Source organism: Kitasatospora sp. NPDC059327 (assembly GCF_042752535.1).
Classification (GTDB): Bacteria; Actinomycetota; Actinomycetes; order Streptomycetales; family Streptomycetaceae; genus Kitasatospora.
The window spans coordinates 67478-84192 of the sequence record NZ_JBHYYB010000032.1; the positions used below are offsets into that span (position 1 = coordinate 67478).

At 73.9% G+C, this 16715-nt stretch carries 14 protein-coding genes; 6 read left to right on the forward strand and 8 right to left on the reverse strand.

What is annotated here, in order from left to right:
* Positions 1-28 precede the first annotated feature (28 nt).
* From ACFXHB_RS20900 to ACFXHB_RS20910, 3 genes are all read right to left on the reverse strand, one after another.
* Positions 29-1234, reverse strand: a complete 1206-nt coding sequence (locus ACFXHB_RS20900) for an STM4014 family protein (RefSeq protein ID WP_380576078.1) — start codon at positions 1232-1234, stop codon at positions 29-31.
* A 16-nt stretch (positions 1235-1250) separates the two neighbouring features.
* Entirely contained in the window at positions 1251-2186 is a 936-nt protein-coding gene (locus tag ACFXHB_RS20905) for an STM4015 family protein (protein WP_380576079.1), read from the reverse strand.
* Between the two features lie 90 nt (positions 2187-2276).
* The gene (locus tag ACFXHB_RS20910; protein WP_380576080.1) at positions 2277-3230 is read right to left on the reverse strand and encodes an STM4015 family protein; all 954 of its coding nucleotides are present in this window, start codon (positions 3228-3230) and stop codon (positions 2277-2279) included.
* Positions 3231-3383: 153 nt separating this feature from the next.
* Between ACFXHB_RS20910 and ACFXHB_RS20915 the strand changes: the two genes are divergently transcribed.
* Together ACFXHB_RS20915 and ACFXHB_RS20920 are read left to right on the forward strand one after the other, a co-directional pair.
* Complete coding sequence (locus ACFXHB_RS20915) at positions 3384-3710, forward strand: hypothetical protein (RefSeq protein WP_380576081.1); 327 nt, start codon at positions 3384-3386, stop codon at positions 3708-3710.
* A gap of 122 nt (positions 3711-3832) precedes the next feature.
* A complete protein-coding gene (locus ACFXHB_RS20920) occupies positions 3833-4969 on the forward strand; it encodes a DUF6745 domain-containing protein (RefSeq protein WP_380576082.1) in 1137 nt (378 codons plus the stop codon).
* A gap of 123 nt (positions 4970-5092) precedes the next feature.
* On the opposite strand, the gene ACFXHB_RS20925 is transcribed toward ACFXHB_RS20920, so the two are convergent.
* Complete coding sequence (locus ACFXHB_RS20925; protein ID WP_380576083.1) at positions 5093-5302, reverse strand: hypothetical protein; 210 nt, start codon at positions 5300-5302, stop codon at positions 5093-5095.
* A gap of 168 nt (positions 5303-5470) precedes the next feature.
* Positions 5471-6952 (reverse strand): bifunctional phosphatase PAP2/diacylglycerol kinase family protein, encoded by a 1482-nt coding sequence (locus ACFXHB_RS20930; protein WP_380576084.1) that lies wholly within the window; start codon positions 6950-6952, stop codon positions 5471-5473.
* A gap of 123 nt (positions 6953-7075) precedes the next feature.
* Here ACFXHB_RS20930 and ACFXHB_RS20935 point away from each other — a divergent pair, with 123 nt between their 5' ends.
* On the forward strand, positions 7076-7720 hold the full coding sequence (locus tag ACFXHB_RS20935) for a lysophospholipid acyltransferase family protein (RefSeq protein ID WP_380576085.1): 645 nt from the start codon (positions 7076-7078) through the stop codon (positions 7718-7720).
* A 99-nt stretch (positions 7721-7819) separates the two neighbouring features.
* Complete coding sequence (locus tag ACFXHB_RS20940) at positions 7820-8578, forward strand: class I SAM-dependent methyltransferase (protein ID WP_380576086.1); 759 nt, start codon at positions 7820-7822, stop codon at positions 8576-8578.
* Between the two features lie 52 nt (positions 8579-8630).
* Here ACFXHB_RS20940 and dnaE read toward each other — a convergent pair whose 3' ends face one another.
* Both dnaE and ACFXHB_RS20950 read right to left on the reverse strand, forming a co-directional pair.
* The gene (gene dnaE, locus ACFXHB_RS20945) at positions 8631-12188 is read right to left on the reverse strand and encodes a DNA polymerase III subunit alpha (RefSeq protein WP_380576087.1); all 3558 of its coding nucleotides are present in this window, start codon (positions 12186-12188) and stop codon (positions 8631-8633) included.
* A 267-nt stretch (positions 12189-12455) separates the two neighbouring features.
* A complete protein-coding gene (locus tag ACFXHB_RS20950) occupies positions 12456-13397 on the reverse strand; it encodes an oxidoreductase (RefSeq protein WP_380576088.1) in 942 nt (313 codons plus the stop codon).
* Between the two features lie 80 nt (positions 13398-13477).
* Here ACFXHB_RS20950 and ACFXHB_RS20955 point away from each other — a divergent pair, with 80 nt between their 5' ends.
* Together ACFXHB_RS20955 and ACFXHB_RS20960 are read left to right on the forward strand one after the other, a co-directional pair.
* On the forward strand, positions 13478-14116 hold the full coding sequence (locus tag ACFXHB_RS20955) for a TetR family transcriptional regulator (protein ID WP_380576089.1): 639 nt from the start codon (positions 13478-13480) through the stop codon (positions 14114-14116).
* Between the two features lie 184 nt (positions 14117-14300).
* Positions 14301-15098: a metal-dependent hydrolase gene (locus ACFXHB_RS20960; RefSeq protein ID WP_380576090.1), complete on the forward strand. Its 798-nt coding sequence runs from the start codon at positions 14301-14303 to the stop codon at positions 15096-15098.
* 75 nt (positions 15099-15173) lie between these two features.
* On the opposite strand, the gene ACFXHB_RS20965 is transcribed toward ACFXHB_RS20960, so the two are convergent.
* Positions 15174-16535, reverse strand: coding sequence for an MFS transporter (locus ACFXHB_RS20965; RefSeq protein WP_380576091.1), 1362 nt, complete (start codon positions 16533-16535; stop codon positions 15174-15176).
* Positions 16536-16715 lie beyond the last annotated feature (180 nt).

Sequence of the window (16715 nt, forward strand, 5' to 3'; positions counted from 1 at the left end):
GGTGTCCGGTGCTGGGAGTGCCGCTGGTTCATCGCTTCGGTTCCGTCGGTTCGATCGGTGTGCTGTGCGTCGGCCCGGGCCGCGGACCCGGTCGGTGGAGGGCGGCGAGTTGGGCGGCATAGGTGTCCAGGCCCTCGGCCGGGCTGCCGGGCAGGCCGGTGAGGTTCGGCAGGAGGTCGCCGAAGGCGTTCACCTCACCGACCAGGGCGCGGCGCCAGCCGGCGGTGGGCAGCACGTCGACACCGACCATCGGTGAGCCGGGGAAGCAGGCGGCGGCCCGCTCCGCCGTCTCCAGCAGGTCCGGCCAGGCGGGGCCGGCCGCCTCCCGGGCCAGGGCGAGGCTGCCCCGGGCCCCGCCGAGGTGCAGGTTGGTCATCGGCTGGGAGCTGGTGCGCACCACCACGTGGGTGGCCCGCCCGGCGATCACCACGATCCGGAGGTCCGCCGAGCGACCCGACTGCGAGGCCTTCGGGATCCACTGCTCGACGTGCAGCCCGTCCGGCGCGAGGCGGTCGACCAGCTCGGCCACCTGTCGCTCGTCCCGATAGCGCCGGACCCGCAGCGAATTGTGCAGCTGACCGCCGGCCAGCTCGACCGAGGTGGTGGCCAACACCTGCCCGTGCGGGCCGAACTCCAGCGCCGCCACACCGGAGGCGGAGGAGCCGTGCGCCGGTTTGACGAAGACCCGCCGCATCCCGGCCGTCCGCAGCCGCTCCCGGAGGTCGTCCCAGCCGGTGAGGTCGGCGCCACCGAGCGCGCGGGGCACCGGCACCTCGGCGCCGGCCAGCCGTGCGTGCGCCCGCCGCTTGTCGAACATCACGGCGATCTCCTCCGGATCGCCGAGCACTCGCACCCCAGGTACCCGCGCCACCGCGCGCAGGGCGGCCACCACCCCGGCGTACCAGGCCGCACCGCCCTCCACCCTGGTCGGGGCGTAGGAGGGGCCGAGGGCCGGACCGCGCAGCAGCTCGTCCACGGCCGCGTCCTCACCGGGCGACTCGATCCGCAACAGGCCGCCCCCGGGCAGCGGGAGGCGGCCGCGCAGCACATCGATCCAGGGCAGCACGGCGGGCTCGGGCAGGCCGGCCGCCCGGGCGGCCGCGCTGAACAGCGCCACCCGTCGGTGGCCCGGGTTGCCGAGGACCGTCAGCTGCGCCGGCCGCGCGCCGGCGGGCGCCGTCGAGGCCGCCGGCGGTGTGGCCGTGGGCGGGGCGGTCGTCCGTGGGGTGGTCATTAGAACCGTGACCCGGCTACTCGGCGACCGCGACGTAGCGGTCCTCGGGATCGTCCTCGTCCTCGGGGTCGGAGAGGTCGACGGCCACCCCGGGCAGGGCGTCGCGGAGGCGTTGCTGGAGCTCCTCGGTGAGGTAGTGGTGGTGGAGGTCGAGCGCGCGCAGGTGGGTGAGCGGCTGGCCCTCCAACAGGGCCGCGGCGCCCTCGTCGGAGAGCACGCCCATCGACAGGTCGAGCGACTCCAGTCGCGCCACGACCGGGGCGTGGGCGACGGCGGCGGCGATCTCGTCCTGGTACTCGCTGTTCTGCAGGCCGAGGTGGCGCAGCGCCGGGAACCGGGTGCCGTCGAGGACGGGCGCGAGGTCGTCGATCGTCGAGTCCCCGCCGTACTCGTCCACCCCGAGCCAGAGCTCCAGCCGCTCCAGCGCAGGCAGTTCGGAGCCGGCCACGGCGCGCACCACCGTGCCGGGCAGGCCGCCCGTCTCGAACCGCAGGGCCTTCAGCCGGTCGTGCCGGAAGGGCGTGAGGGCCAGTCCGGTGCCGCCGCGCACCACCAGCTCGGTGAGGTGGGGGAAGGCGGCCGGCACCGCGGTGACGTCGGACATCTCCAACCAGGAGATCTCGCACTCGTCGTACGTCACATCGGCGACGAAGAGTGCTTCGAGGGCGGGGAGCCGCTCGGCGTCGCGGAGGATCGTGGCCAGCGTGGGGCCCACCGCATCGTAGTCGCGCGTCCACCAGGGGCCGATCAGCAGCGCCCGGACCCCGGCCGGGTCCACCGTGCCGAGGAAGGCCTTCCACAGCTCGTCGAACCCGCTGGACGCCCCGTAGCGCACCGCGAGCCGCCATGCGGCGGCGCCCGGTGCCGGCCACGTGCGCGCTTCGTCGGCCTCGCCGGAGAAGTCGAGGACGGGGAGTCCGTGGAACTCCCCGCAGTGCTTGTTGACGGTCATGCGGACCCCTGGGTGCCTGTGGTACCGGTGTTGCCGGCGTTGCTGGTGAGCGGTGGACGACGCGGAACGACGGGGAAGGACGGTGCCGGGCTACTCGGCGACCGCGACGTAGCGCCACCGGTCGTCCGGCTGCCCGGCCTCGGAGAGGTCGACGGCCACCCCGGGCAGGGCGTCGCAGAGGCGTTGCTGGAGTGCCTCGGTGAGGTAATGGTGGTGGAGGTCGAGCGCGCGCAGGTGGGTGAGCGGCTGACCCTCCAGCAGGGCGGTGGCGCCCTGGTCGGTGAGGACGCCCATGGAGAGGTCGAGCGATTCGAGCCGGGCGACCACCGGGGCGTGGGCGACCGCGGCGGCGATCTCGTCCTGGACCTCGCTGTTCTGCAGGCCGAGGTGGCGCAGCGCCGGGAACCGGGCGCCGTCGAGGAAGGGCGCCAGATCGTCGAGCGAGGAGTCGCCGCCGTAGTTCGGCACCCCCAGCCAGAACTCCAGCCGCTCCAGCGCCGGGAGGTCACTGGCGGCGACCGCCCGCAGCACCGCGGCCGGCAGGCCGCCCGACTCGAACCGCAGCGCCGTCAGGTGCTCGTGGCGCACGGCCCGCAGGGAGAGGCCGTCACCCTCGACCACCTCCCCCGCGGCGCCGCGCACCACCAACTCGGTGAGCAGGGGGAACGTCGTCAGCACCGGCGTCACGTCGACCATGTCGATCCAGGAGATCTCGTTCTCCTCGTAGGTGATGTCGCCGATGAACAGGGCGCGCAGGGACGGCAGCCGGTCGGCCGCGGCGAGGATCGCGGCCAGCGGCTCGGCGAAGCTCTCCGGCCCGTCCGAGGACCACTCGCCGACCACCACCGCGGTGACCCGCTCGCTGTCGACGGCGTCGAGGAACTGCCGCCAGCGCTCGACGAACGGCTCCGGCGCGTCGTACTCGATCCCGACCTTCCAGGCGACCGAGGCGGCCCCGGGCAGGGCGCCGCCCTTCTCGACGGCCTGGACGAAGTCGAGGACCGGGAGGCCGTGGAACTCTTCGATGTGCTTGCCGACCGTCATGCGCTGCTCCTCCGGGATTCGGGCCGAACAACTGTCTACCAGCCGGGTCCGACAAACCGGTCGCCGGGGCGGATGCCGGGCGCGTTGTCAGACCCCTGTCCTACGTTTCGGACCGGAGATCCCGACGCCCGTCGGGTCGGTCAGGGAGGACTGATGTACCGCCAGGGTGACGTGTTGATGGTGCCGGCCGCGGATGCCGCGGTGCCCCCGAGGGTGGCGGCACTGGCCGCGCAGCCGAGGGACGCGCGGGGCCGGCTGGTGCTGGCGCTCGGTGAGGTCACCGGCCACGCGCACGCCGTGGTCGGCCCGGGGGATCTGCGCCGGGAGGCCGGGCCGTTCGGTGCCGCGTGGCTGCACCTGCCCGAGGGCGGCCGGGTGGTGCACGAGGAACACGCGGCGATACCGCTGCCCAAGGGCTGGTACCGGGTGGTGCGCCAGCGCGAGTACGTGCCGGGCGCGGTGCGCGTCGTCGCGGACTGACGCGCCGGGCCCCGGCGGGTCGGCCGGCCGTCGTGCGGCCGGGTCCCGGGGCGGCGGCGGTGCACGGGAACGAGTGGGTCGGACGGCCCGGGCGTGGTGCCCGGCGAGGACAGGAGCAGACGATGGTGACGGAGCAGACGGTCGTGTCCGCCGGGGTGACGGCCCGTTGGCGGGCGGGCGCGGCGGCCACCGGACCGGCCGACCGGGCCGCGGTCGAGCGGGCGGTGCGGGCCGCCTACCGGGCGGCCGGGCTGGCCGAGCCCGCCGAAGTGCGGTGGTTCGGCTCGCCCCTGGCGGGGGCGGAGGCGGCCCTGGAGGTGCGGGCCGCCGGTGCGGTGAGCGTCCGCGAGGCCGTGCGCACGCTGCCGTGGGAGGCCGCCCGGCGGCAGGCCGTGGAGCGGGTCGGTACGGCGGGGTGGGCGCCGCTCTGGGCACTGACCGGCGGTGAACTCGGTCCGGTGACGAACGCACTGGCCGGCCGGATCCGCGACGCGGTGCTCGACCGGCTCGCTCCCGAACCCGACCTCGAAGAGGCCGACCGGCCCGAGATCGACGCCGCCCGCGCCCGTCGGACCGCCGTCCGGCTGGCCCTGCTGGACGCTGTCCGGGGCCAGCACGACGCGCCGTGGTTCGCCGCCCTGGAGGCGGCGGGCGTGCTCGCCGGAGCGCCGGTCGGGCCGGTCGGGCAGGTCGGCCAGGTCGGCCAGTCCGGGCAGGTCGGGGTCGACGCGCTCGCCGAGGTCGGGCGCGGTGCCGGCTGGTGGTGGCCGTACGAGGGGGTGGCCCTGGTCAGCGAGCGGCCGGTCGCGCTGCACCGCGACGAGGCGGGCCGGCTCGACCGGGCCGACGGCCCGGCCCTGGAGTTCGCCGACGGCTTCGCCCTGCACGCCTGGCGCGGTATGCCCGTCCCGGCCGACTTCCTGTCCGGCCTCGGCGGGGTCACGGTCGAGCGGATCCGCACCGAGGAGAACGCCGAGCTGCGCCGCGTCCTGCTGGAGCACTACGGCTACGAGCGGTACCTCGCGGACTCCGGGGCCGAGCCGCTGCACCGTGACGAGACCGGCGCGCTCTGGCGGATCCAACTCCCCGACGACGAGCCGGTGGTGATGGTCGAGGTGGTCAACTCCACCGCCGAGCCCGACGGCACCTTCCGGACGTACTGGCTGCGGGTCCCGCCGAGCATCCGCACCGCCCGGGCCGGGGTGGCCTGGACCTTCGGCATACCCGAGGCCGAGTACCACCCGCAGCGCGAGACCTGAGCCGGCGGCTCTCCCCGCCCGGGGCCTCCGGCAGCCGAGCGGGCGCAAGGAACCGCCGCCCGCGCCGGGAAGGGCGCGGGCGGCGGTCCTGGTGCTACGCGGGGTCGTGCACGGTGCGGAGGGTCAGTAGATCTCGTTGCCGTTGAACGAGCCGACCACGTTGTCGCCACCGGTGTTGAAGATGTCGGCCCCGGCGAGCTGGTTGCCGGTGCCGATGACCGTGATGGTCGTGGTGGTCACCGTGGGACCGTCGGCGAACGCCTGGGTCGGGACGGCGGCGGCGGCGCCGATGGCGGCCAGGAGGACGGCGACGGTGCGGACGGTGCGGTACATGGCGTAATCCCTTCGTAGGCTAACTTGCTCTGCACAGTAGGGACTCGGGGCAGGAGCCTGGGGGGAATGTCACCCGAATGGGGTGTGTTGCGTGTCGTCCCGGGCCCGGCCCCGGACGCGGTCACCCGGAGCCCTGCCCGGGGTGACCCGCCGTCGGAATCCCCACCGCTACGGGAGCGAGGGGCGGTACACCGTCAGGGCGTTCGGCGCCTTGGCCAGACGCAGGGCACCGGCGGCCGGCAGGCTCTCCCCGTCGACGGCGATCCGGTCGGCGTCGCCGAGCGAGTCGAGGTCCAGGGCGGTCAGCCGGGCGGAATGGTAGACCCGGGAGCGGGACAGCGTCCCGGAGAGGAAGGCGGCCGCGAGCCTGGTCCGGGCGAACGGGCTGCCGCCGTCCACCACCCGGATGTCCAGCAGGCCGTCGGCCAGGCCGGTCCGGCGGGTGGGAGCGAAGCCCGGCGGGTCGTAGGCGCCGTTGCCCGCGAACAGCAGCCAGACCCGCCGACGCCGCCCGCCGGCCTCGACGGTGACCGGTTCGGCCTCGGCCAGGGCCCGGGCGACAGCCACCGCCAGGGCCGGCCACTTGCCGAGCCGTCCCTCCAACGACTCGCGGAGCCGGACCAGTTCGGGGTAAACGCCGAGGCTGAAGGTGTTCAGGAAGATCCGTCGCTCGGTGTCGTCGGCGGCCAGGCCCAGATCGACCCCGCAGGCGGACCCGTCCTGCACGGCGGCGGCCGTCGCGTCCGGCGACTCGATCCCGAGGTCGAGCGCGAAGTGGTTGAGCGTGCCGCCAGGGAAGACGGCCAGCGGCAGGTTGCGCTCGACCGCCAGCGAGGCGGCCAGATTGACGCTGCCGTCGCCGCCGCAGACCCCGAGGGCGCCGCCGGCCGCCGCCGCCCGGTCGGCGGCCTCACCGAGCAGGGCCGGCAGGTCGTCCTCCGGACCGCACACCCGCACATCCGCGCGCGGCAGCAGCGTCCGGAGCGCGGCGGCGGTCTCCTCCGGGCCGCTGGCCAGCAACGCCCCGCTCCCGGAGCCACTGTTGACCACCACCGACAGCCCGGCCCCCTCGGCCAGGGCCGGGGCCGCCCGGCGCGGCGGCCCGGCGGGCGGCGGCCGGTCGTCCGTCCGGGGCCACCAACGCAGGGTCAGGGCCGCCAGCCCCGCACCCAGCGCGAACCCGGCCAGCACATCGCCGGGGTAGTGCGCGCCGGTGTAGACCCGCGAGGCGCCGACGGCCACCGCCACCGGCGCCACCGCCGCGCCCAGCAGCGGGGCCTCGATCGCGACGGCCGTGGCGAAGGCGGCGGCCGAGGCGGAGTGCCCGGAGGGGAACGAACTCGTCATCGGCTGCCGCAGCAACTGCCGCACCACCGGCACCTGGTCCAGCAGCGGGCGCGGACGCCGGCTCAGCTGCTTGGCGGCGATGTTGGCGGTGACCGAGGCCAGCGCCAGCGCCCCGACCCCGCGCAGGGCCGCCCGCCGACCGGCCCGGCCGCCGACCGCCCCGAGCACGGCGGCCGTACCCATCCAGAGCACCCCGTGGTCCGCGGCGCGGCTCAGGCGGCGCAGCCACGGTTGGGCGTGGGACAGCCGCGCCAGTGCCACCTTGTCGAACAGGGCCCGGTCCACTGCGTCTAGTCGCCTCATCCGGCGAGCCTAGACGCGGTGCGGCGCGACCGCAGGGTTTTGAGTACGGGTACTCAGGCGCGTCGGGTCCCGGCGGCGAACACTGGTGGCAGCTCGACCGCCCACCGGAGGACCACACCAGCCATGCTCAGTCGCACCGCAGCCCTCCTCGTACCCGCCTTCGGATCCCTGCGGGTGAGCACCGACCCCGGTGCCGTGCTCGCTCCCGGGAGCATCGTCGCGGCCAACCACACCTCGCTCGCCGACCCCGCGATCGTGTTCGCCGCCCTGCACCGCCTCGGCGCGCGTCCGGTGGTGCTCGCGACGGCCGGCCTCTGGCGCGTGCCGCTCCTCGGACGGTTGCTGCGCCGCGAGGGACACATCCCCGTCCAGCGCGGCACCGAGCGCGCCGCGGACGCCCTGGACCGGGCCGCCGACGCGCTCGCCGCCGGACACGTGGTGCTCATCTACGGCGAGGGCGGTCTGCCGCGCCGACGCGACTCCGGCGAGCTGCCGCCCGGCCCGTTCCGCAGCGGCCTCGCCCGACTGGCGGCCGCCACGGGCGCGCCCGTCGTGCCGCTCGGACAGGCGGGCGCCCGCCGGCTGACCTCGGGCGGCACGGTGAAGCAGCTGGCCGGCCTCACCACCGCGCCCGCGCGGCGCCCGGCCCTGCACGTCCACCTCGGTGCGCCGCTGCGCCTGGGCGACGACCTCGCCGCCGCGACGGACACCGCCCACCGGGCGGTGACGGCGGCCTGGGCGACCGCCGCCCGCGGCGCGGCCGCCTGACGGGCGCGGCGCCGTCGGCCGGTCACGGGAGCGCGCCCGGGGGCCCGGCCTGCGGAAATCCGGTTGGCCGGTGCGGCCCGGGCCCGCGATGATGCCGATATGTCGCGTACGTTCGAAGAGCTGATCACCGAGGCCGAAGCAGTGTCCGTCGACGGCTGGGACTTCTCCTGGCTGGACGGGCGGGCCACCGAGCAGCGCCCGTCCTGGGGCTATCAACGGCTGCTGGGGGAGCGGCTGGCGTCGGCCTCGGCGGCGCTGGACGTCCAGACCGGGGGCGGCGAGGTGCTGGCCGGGGCCGGGCCCCTGCCGCCGGCGATGGTCGCCACCGAGTCGTGGCCGCCCAACGTGGCCCGGGCGACCGGGCTGCTGCACCCGCTGGGGGCGATCGTGGTCGCGGACCCGGACGAGCCTCCGCTGCCCTTCGCCGACGGGGCGTTCGACCTGGTGACCAGCCGTCACCCGGCCACGGTCTGGTGGGCGGAGATCGCCCGCGTGCTGCGGCCCGGCGGTGCGTACTTCGCGCAGCACGTCGGTCCGGCGTCGGTGTTCGAGCTGGTCGAGTACTTCCTGGGGCCGCAGCCCGAGGCCCGCCGGGCCCGGCACCCGGACACCGAGAGCGCCGACGCGCGGGCGGCCGGGCTGGAGGTGGTGGACCTGCGCTCCGAGCGGCTGCGGATGGAGTTCTCCGACATCGGGGCGGTCGTCTACTTCCTCCGGAAGGTGATCTGGATGGTGCCCGGGTTCACCGTCGACGCCCATCGTGACCGGCTGCGCGCCCTGGACCGGCAGATCCGCGCGGAGGGGCCGTTCGTCGCCCACTCCGCGCGCTTCCTGATCGAGGCCCGCAAGCCGGTGTGAGCCGCGGCGGTCCTGCGGCGCCCGGCCCGGCCGGGGGGCTGAGTGCCGACCGCTACAGCGTGCCCGCCCAGGAGTTGGTGCCGAGCAGGGTCTTGATGTCCGAGGCGAGGCCGTTGTCGGGGTTCACCAGGAAGCCGAGCTCGTAGAGGGTGTCCTTGTCCCAGTTGGTGGTCAGCAGCCGGACCGGGACGTCGCCGGGGTGGGCCTGCAGGGCGAGCTTCAGTTCGCCCACCACGGTCGGGGTGATCTTGCCGAGCGGTGCGGTGATCTGTACCGGCGGCTTGGTGCCCAGTTCGGCGGAGGAGACGTCGAGGGTGGTGATCTCCTGGCCGAAGATGCTCAGCGAGCCGTCGCGCTCGTTGAGCCGGCCGCGGGCCGAGATGACGTTGTCCTCGATCATCTGATCGGCCATCAGGTTGTAGGTGGCGGGGAAGAACAGCACCTCGACCGAGCCGTCGCGGTCGGCGAGGGTGATGATCGCCCAGGCGTTGCCGGCCTTGTTGATCCGGCGGTCGACGGCGGTGATCAGGCCGGCGAGGCGGACCTCGCCCTCGGTGCGGCCGGAGCCGAGGAGTTCGGCGATGGAGGTGTCGCGGTTGCGGGAGAGGATGTGCTCGGCGCCGTCCAGCGGGTGGCTGGAGACGTACAGACCGAGCATCTCCCGCTCCAGGCTGAGCAGTTGCCGGCGCGGCCACTCCCGGTCGGTCAGTTCGAAGTCCAGCCCGATGGCCGGCGCGGCTCCGTCGCCGGTGTCCAGGGCGCCGAACAGGTCGTCCTGGCCGATCGCCTGCTGCTTCTTCAGCCCGGTGACGGCGTCGATCGCGGTCTCGTGCACGGTGCTCAGCGACAGGCGGGTGTGCCCGAGGGAGTCGAAGGCGCCCGCCTTGATCAGGGAGTCGACGGTGCGCTTGTTGCACACCACCAGCTCGACCTTGTCCAGGAAGTCCGGGAACGAGGCGTACTTGCCCTTCTCCTTGCGGGTCTTGACCAGGGACTCGATGACCGGCACGCCGACGTTGCGGACGGCCTTGAGGCCGAACCGGACGTCGCTGCCGACGGCGGTGAAGTCGACCACGGACTCGTTGACGTCGGGCGACAGGATCTTGATGCCCATCTGGCGGCACTCGGCGAGGTAGACCGCCATCTTGTCCTTGTCGTCCGCCACCGAGGTGAGCAGCGCCGCCATGTACTCGGCCGGGTAGTTGGCCTTGAGGTAGGCGGTCTGGTACGAGACCAGGCCGTAGGCGGCGGAGTGCGACTTGTTGAAGGCGTAGCCGGCGAACGGGACCAGGACGTCCCAGACCGCCTGGATGGCCTCGTCGGAGTAGCCGCGCTCCTTGCAGCCCGCGTGGAAGGGGACGAACTCCTTCTCCAGCACCTCCTTCTTCTTCTTGCCCATCGCGCGGCGCAGCAGGTCGGCCTGTCCGAGGCTGTAGCCGGCCAGCACCTGGGCGGCTCGCTGGACCTGCTCCTGGTACACGATCAGACCGTAGGTGGGGCCGAGGACCTCCTTGAGGGGCTCCTCCAGCTCGGGGTGGATCGGGATGATCTCCTGCTGGGCGTTCTTGCGCAGGGCGTAGTTGGTGTGCGAGTTCATGCCCATCGGGCCCGGCCGGTACAGCGCCGACACGGCGGAGATGTCGGCGAACTCGGTGGGCTTCATCAGCTTGAGCAGGGCGCGCATGGGGCCGCCGTCGAGCTGGAACACGCCCAGGGTGTCGCCACGGGCGAGCAGCTGGTAGGTGGTGGGGTCGTCGAGCGCGATCTTCTCGATGTCGACGTCCACCCCCCGGTTGGCCTTCACGATCTTGATGCAGTGGTCGATGATGCCCAGGTTCCGCAGACCCAGGAAGTCCATCTTGATCAGGCCCATGGCTTCGCACGACGGGTAGTCGAAGCCGGTGATGATCACGCCGTCCTTGTCCCGCATGTGCAGCGGGATCAGGTCGAGCAGCGGGGTGGAGGAGAGGATGACGGCGGCGGCGTGCACGCCGGTACCGCGGATCAGGCCCTCGATGCCGAGGCCGGTGTCGATGATCTTCTTGACGTCGGGCTCGTTCTGGTACAGCGAGCGGATCTCGGTGCCCTCGTTGTACCGCGGGTGCTTCTCGTTGAAGAGGTCCGCCAGCGGGACGCCCTTGCCCATGACGTCCGGCGGCATCGCCTTGGTGATCCGGTCGCCCATCGCGAACGGGTAGCCGAGGATCCGGTTGGCGTCCTTGACGGCGGCCTTGGCCTTGATGGTGCCGAAGGTGTTGACCTGCGCGGTGTACGCGGAGCCGTACTTGTCGGTGACGTAGCGCACCATCTGGTCGCGCTGGCGGTCGTCGAAGTCGATGTCGACGTCCGGGGGGTTGATGCGCTCGGGGTTCAGGAACCGCTCGAACAGCAGGTCGTGCTCCAGCGGGTCCAGCTCGGTGATCCGGGTGAGGTAGGAGACCATCGACCCGGCCGCCGAGCCACGGCCGGGGCCGACCGGGATGCCGTTGTCCCGGGCGTACTGGCAGATGTCGGCGACCACGAGGAAGTAGGCGTCGAACCCCATCGGGGTGATCACGCCCATCTCCAGCTCGATCCGGTCCAGGACCTCCTGGCTCGGGTTGTCGCCGTAGCGCAACTGCAGTCCGGCGGAGATCTTCTTGCGCAGGAACGACGCCTGGCTCTCGCCCTCGGGGACGTCGAACTGCGGCATCCGGTCGACGTAGGTGAAGACCTCGCCGTACGACTCGACCCGCTCGGCGATCGCCAGCGTGTTGTCGCATGCCTCCGGCAGCTCGCGGAAGAGCTCGCGCATCTCCTCGGCGGTCTTGATGTAGTAGCCGGAGCCGTTGAACTTGAACCGGTTCGGGTCGTCCTTGTTCTTGCCCACGCCGACGCAGAGCAGGCTGTCGTGGGCGTCCGCCTGGTCGGCGGTGACGTAGTGCGAGTCGTTGGTGGCCAGCAGCGGGATGTCCAGCTGCTTGGCCAGCCGCAGCAGGTCCTGGCGGACGTCCTGCTCGATGGACAGGCCGTGGTCCATCAGCTCCAGGAAGTAGTTCTCCTTGCCGAAGATGTCCTGGTAGGCGCCGGCCGCCTTCACGGCCTCGTCGTACTGTCCGAGCCGCAGCCGGGTCTGCACCTCGCCCGAGGGGCAGCCGGTGGTGGCGATGATGCCGGTCGCGTTGGCGGCGATCAGCTCGCGGTCCATGCGGGGCTTCATGTAGTAGCCCTCCATCGACGCGAGGGAGGAGAGCTTGAAGAGGTTCCGCAGACCGGTCGCGTTCTGCGCCCACATGGTCATGTGGGTGTAGCGGCCGCCGCCGGAGACGTCCTTGCCGCCCTCGCCGTCCGCGCTCGCCGGGCGCTGGCCGCCGGGCGACCAGAACACCTGCTTCTTGTGGAAGCGCGAGGACGGGGCGACGTACGCCTCGATGCCGATGATCGGCTTCACCCCGGTCTTGACGGCGGCGTGGAAGAACTCGTACGCGCCGAACATGTTGCCGTGGTCGCTCATCGCGATGGCCGGCATGCCCAGCCGCTCGGCCTCCGCGAAGAGCTTCCCGTTCTTCGCCGCTCCGTCCAGCATCGAGTACTCGGTGTGGACGTGCAGGTGTGCGAACGTGTCGGACACGCGATGGGCTCCTTGTCGGTGCGGTGCGGTGCGAGGTGCTTGGCCGGGGAGCGGCGGGGGAGGCGGGTGGGGCGGGCGCTCCGGGGCGGTAAGCCGTCCAGGCTAGCGGGTCGGCGGGTGGGACCGCTGCCGGCGGCGTGTCGTGGCCCCGGTCCTTGACAGCGGGCCGTTCGGGGGCCTCCGCCGACACCCCGCTCCGGGCCGACCGACCGACCGATCGTTCGGCCCGGCCGCGGCCCGGCCTGCCGGACCCGTCGCACCGCCCGGTCAGGCCCGGTCCGGATCCGGATCCGGGTAGCGCACGTCGGTCAGTCGCTCCGACACCTCCCACAGGCGGCGGCCGGTCTCGGGGTCGGCCGCCGCCGGGGACAGCGGGACCGTTGTCGGTCCGCCGCGCAGCTCGGCCGGCCCGTCCGGTCCGATGAACGCCCCCGCCTCCACCGGGCCGGTCGCCGCGTACAGCTGCGGCAACGCGCCGCGGGCCGGCGACTGGGCGAGCAACGGGTTGCCGATCCGGCCGAGCAGCACCCGCCACAGGCCGGTCGGCGAACCGCTCTGCAGGTTGGTGGCGGTGTAGCCGGGGTGGGCGAGCAGGCTGCGCACCGGGCTGCCCGCCGCGGTCAGCCGCCGGTGCAGCTCCCGGCCGAAGACGGCGTTCGCGAACTTGGACTGGTTGTAGAAGGCCATCGGCGCGTAGCCGCGCTCGCCGTCGAGATCGTCGAAGCGAAGGCGCCCCCGCCGGTGGTTGAGCGAGCTCACCGTGACGACGCGGGGGTCGCGTCCGGCGCTCAGCGGGTCGAGCAGCAGGCCGGTGAGGGCGAAGTGGCCGAGGTGGTTGCAGGCGAACTGGAGCTCGTGGCCCTGCGGGCTCAGCGACCGGGGCGGCGCCATCACGCCGGCGTTGTTGACCAGGACATCGAGCCGGGGGTGGCCGGCGCGGACCTGGTCGGCGAAGGCCCGGACGGAGTCGAGGTCGGCCAGGTCGAGGCGGCCCACCTCGACCTGGGCCCGGGGGTGCTCGGAGACGATCCCGGCGGCGGCCCGCCGGCCCTTCGCGAGGTCCCGGACCGCCAGGACCACCTGGGCGCCCCGCGCGGCGAGGGCCCGGGCGGTCGCCAGGCCGAGGCCGCTGTTCGCGCCGGTGACCAGGAACACCCGGCCGGTCTGGTCCGGGATCTGCTCGGCCGTCCACTGCTGATGCGCTGTCATGCGGCACATGCTGCCGCTCCTGTCACTTGGTGTCAATGTGCGCCCGAGTGCCATGGGAGGCAGGGGGTTACCATGGCCCGATGAGCTCCCGCCCGCACGTCACCATGGCCCAGCGCAAGCGCCGGCTCGTCTCGAACGAGCTGACCGAGGCCGCGCTCCAGTTGTTGGCGTCGCAGGGCTTCGAGGCGGTCACCATCGACGAGATCGCGACGACCGCGGGGGTCTCCAAGCGGACCTTCTTCCGGTACTTCGCGTCCAAGGAGGACGTGGTCGTCCAGTTCCTCGCGGAGCTGGGGGCGGGCATCCATGAGGAACTGGCGGCCCGACCCGGCGCCGAGCCGCCTTCCGTGGCGCTGCTGCACGCCGTGTCCGTGCCCGTCGCGGCCTGCGGCGACCACGCGGACCGGGCGCTGCGGGTGGTCCAGCTGATCCTGCGCACCCCGGCCCTGCTCGCGCGCTTCCTGGAGCGCCGGGCGCAGTGGCGTGAGGACCTGGCCGCGGAGCTGGCGCGTCGCCTGGACCTCGATCCCGCGACCGATCTGTACCCGAGGCTGGCGGCGGGGACGGCGCTGGCCGCGTTCGACGCCGTGCTGCAGCGGTGGAGCGACAGCGACGGCGTCGAGGACCCCGTCGAGCTGACCGGCCGGGCCTTCGCCGTGATCGCTCCGGCGCTCGACGCGGTCGGGGTCCCGTCGGACCGCCCGGCTCCGTCCGCCTGACGAGCCCCGGAGCCCCCGGCCCGGGTCCCACGACGCGGAGCCGCCCACCGAGCGGCCCCCGGGCGAGGGCGGGGCGGGGCGTGCCCCGTTCGGCCCGGCGACAGCAGTGGATCATGGACGGCTAGGCTGCTGCCCCGTCACGTCCTCGTGGAGGGCGCTTGGTAACGAGGACGGGAGCCGACTCATGATGGGACCGGCGCACGCGCTGTCGGGCGCGGCGGCGTGGTTGGGTGCGGGGGCGATCGCGGCGGGGCTGGGTGAGCCGATGCCCTGGCCGGTACTGCTGGCGGGGACGCTGATCTGTGCGGGGGCCGCGCTGGCACCGGACCTCGACCACAAGGCGGCGACCATATCCCGGGCGTTCGGACCGGTGTCGCGCACGCTCTGCGAGGTGATCGACAAGCTCTCGTACGCGGCCTACCGGTCGACCCGGATGAAGGGCGACCCGCGTCGCTCGGGCGGGCACCGGACGCTGACCCACACCTGGCTCTGGGCGGTGCTGTGCGGCGCCGGCGCGGCCGCGGTGGCGGTCTACGGCGGCCGCTGGGGCGTGCTGGCGGTGCTCTTCGTGCACATGGTGCTGGCGATCGAGGGCCTGCTGTGGCGTCATGCCCGGGTCTCCAGCGACGTGCTGGTCTGGCTGCTCGGCGCTACCAGCGCCTGGGTGCTGGCCGATGTCCTGGACAAGCCGGGGAACGGCTCGCAGTGGCTGTTCGACCAGCCCGGGCAGGAGTACCTGTGGATCGGCATCCCGATCGCGCTCGGCTCGCTGGTGCACTGCCTGGGGGACGCGCTGACCGTCTCGGGCTGCCCGGTGTTCTGGCCGATCCCGATCGGGCGCAAGCGCTGGTACCCGGTCGGGCCGCCCAAGGGCATGCGGTTCCGGGCTGGCAGCTGGGTCGAGATCAAGGTGCTGACGCCGGTCTTCATGGGCCTGGGCGGGGTCTGCGCGGTGGGGGCGCTCGGCTTCTTCGGCAGCTGACCGGGCGGACGCCCGTGCCCGTGCCCGCGCCGGACGCCCGCGCTCGGCGAGCGCCCGGCGGGCCCCGGCGCCGTCCTACCCGGTGCGGGCCCCGCCGCCGGCCGGCCAGCGGTGGTGGTGCTGGTCGATGACGAAGTGGTGCCCGTGCCGCCAGCCGCCGACGGCCGGACGGGCGTTGCTCAGGTGGGGGTGGTCCGGCGGCAGGTCGGCGTGGACGTGGTCGAGCTCGGCGGCGTCGCGGGCGGGCCACAGGACGGTCGCGGCCGCCGCCGAGGCGAGCGCGACGGTGCCGAGGACCGCGGCGGTGGCGGGCAGTCCGACCCCGGCGGCCAACCAGCCGGCCAGCGGGTAGGTCAGCAGCCAGCAGGCGTGGGAGAGCGAGAACTGCGCGGCGAAGGCGGCCGGCAGGTCGGCGTCGGCCGCGGAGCGGCGCAGCACGCGGCCGCCCGGGGTGAGGACGGCCGAGCAGGCGGCGCCGATCGCGGCCCAGGCGGTCAGGACCGCTGCCCAGGACCAGGCGCTCGGGGCGGTGGCGGTGACGGTGGCGACGGCCGCCAGGACCGCGGGCAGTGCGAAGGCGGCCGGGAGCATCACGGCGCGGTCGCCGATCCGCCCGAGCAGGCGCGGCAGCAGGAGGGCGGCCAGGATCGAGCCCGCGCCGTACGCGCCGAGCGCGAGGGAGAGGGCGCCGGCGGGCCGGTGGAAGTGCTCGCGGACCAGGACCACGGTGTTCACGAAGACGATGGCGCCGGCGGCGGCGACCCCCAGGTCCAGGGCGAGCAGGGCACGCAGCCGGGGGGTGGCCCGGAACAGCCGGGTACCGAAGGCGGCTTTGGCGTAGACGCCGCCGGCGCGCTCGACGGGCGCGGGCTTGGGCAGCGCGGCGGACACCACGAGGGCCGCGGAGGCGAGGAAGCCGGCGGCGGTGCCGGCGAACAGCCAGTCGGCGGAGACCAGGGCCAGCAGCCCGGCGGCCAGGGCGGGGCTGAAGAGGCTCTCCAGGTCGTAGGCCAGCCGGGACAGCGACAGGGCCCGGGTGTAGTCGCGCTCGGCGGGCAGCACCTCGGGGATCGTGGCCTGGAAGGTCGGCGTGAACGCGGCGGAGGCGGCCTGGAGGAGCAGGATCAGGGCGTAGACCTGCCAGACCTCGGTGACGAACGGCAGGGCGAGCGCGGCGGCGGCCCGGGTGAGGTCCATGGCCACCATCAGCGCCCGGCGCGGTATCCGGTCCGCCAGGGCGCCGGCGAGCGGGGCGATCGTGACGTACGCGACCATCTTGATCGCCAGGGCGGTGCCGAGGACGGCCGAGGCGTGGGCGCCGGCGAGGTCGTAGGCCAGCAGGCTCAGCGCCACGGTGGCCAGGCCGGTGCCGGCCAGGGCGACGATCTGGGCGGTGAACAGGTGGCGGTAGGCGCGGTTGCGCAGGATGGCCGGCATGCGGTCCCGTCCCCGGTCGGCGTCGTGCGGGTACACCCGTCATCGTAGCCAACATGTGCGTACTTGTGCACATGTTTGAGGGGTCGCGCGCGGGGGCCGGATGGGGCGGCCCGGCGGCGCCGCCGGGGCCGGGCCCTTACGGCACTCTGATTTGCCAACCCTTTACACTCCTGTAGAGCA

Bases quoted from the DNA above. Each gene is read 5' to 3' on its own strand.
- ACFXHB_RS20900 (WP_380576078.1), bottom strand. From the start codon at position 1,234: ATGACCACCCCACGGACGACCGCCCCGCCCACGGCCACACCGCCGGCG.
- ACFXHB_RS20905 (WP_380576079.1), bottom strand. From the start codon at position 2,186: ATGACCGTCAACAAGCACTGCGGGGAGTTCCACGGACTCCCCGTCCTC.
- ACFXHB_RS20910 (WP_380576080.1), bottom strand. From the start codon at position 3,230: ATGACGGTCGGCAAGCACATCGAAGAGTTCCACGGCCTCCCGGTCCTC.
- ACFXHB_RS20915 (WP_380576081.1), top strand. From the start codon at position 3,384: ATGTACCGCCAGGGTGACGTGTTGATGGTGCCGGCCGCGGATGCCGCG.
- ACFXHB_RS20920 (WP_380576082.1), top strand. From the start codon at position 3,833: ATGGTGACGGAGCAGACGGTCGTGTCCGCCGGGGTGACGGCCCGTTGG.
- ACFXHB_RS20925 (WP_380576083.1), bottom strand. From the start codon at position 5,302: ATGTACCGCACCGTCCGCACCGTCGCCGTCCTCCTGGCCGCCATCGGC.
- ACFXHB_RS20930 (WP_380576084.1), bottom strand. From the start codon at position 6,952: ATGAGGCGACTAGACGCAGTGGACCGGGCCCTGTTCGACAAGGTGGCA.
- ACFXHB_RS20935 (WP_380576085.1), top strand. From the start codon at position 7,076: ATGCTCAGTCGCACCGCAGCCCTCCTCGTACCCGCCTTCGGATCCCTG.
- ACFXHB_RS20940 (WP_380576086.1), top strand. From the start codon at position 7,820: ATGTCGCGTACGTTCGAAGAGCTGATCACCGAGGCCGAAGCAGTGTCC.
- ACFXHB_RS20950 (WP_380576088.1), bottom strand. From the start codon at position 13,397: ATGACAGCGCATCAGCAGTGGACGGCCGAGCAGATCCCGGACCAGACC.
- ACFXHB_RS20955 (WP_380576089.1), top strand. From the start codon at position 13,478: ATGAGCTCCCGCCCGCACGTCACCATGGCCCAGCGCAAGCGCCGGCTC.
- ACFXHB_RS20960 (WP_380576090.1), top strand. From the start codon at position 14,301: ATGATGGGACCGGCGCACGCGCTGTCGGGCGCGGCGGCGTGGTTGGGT.
- ACFXHB_RS20965 (WP_380576091.1), bottom strand. From the start codon at position 16,535: ATGCCGGCCATCCTGCGCAACCGCGCCTACCGCCACCTGTTCACCGCC.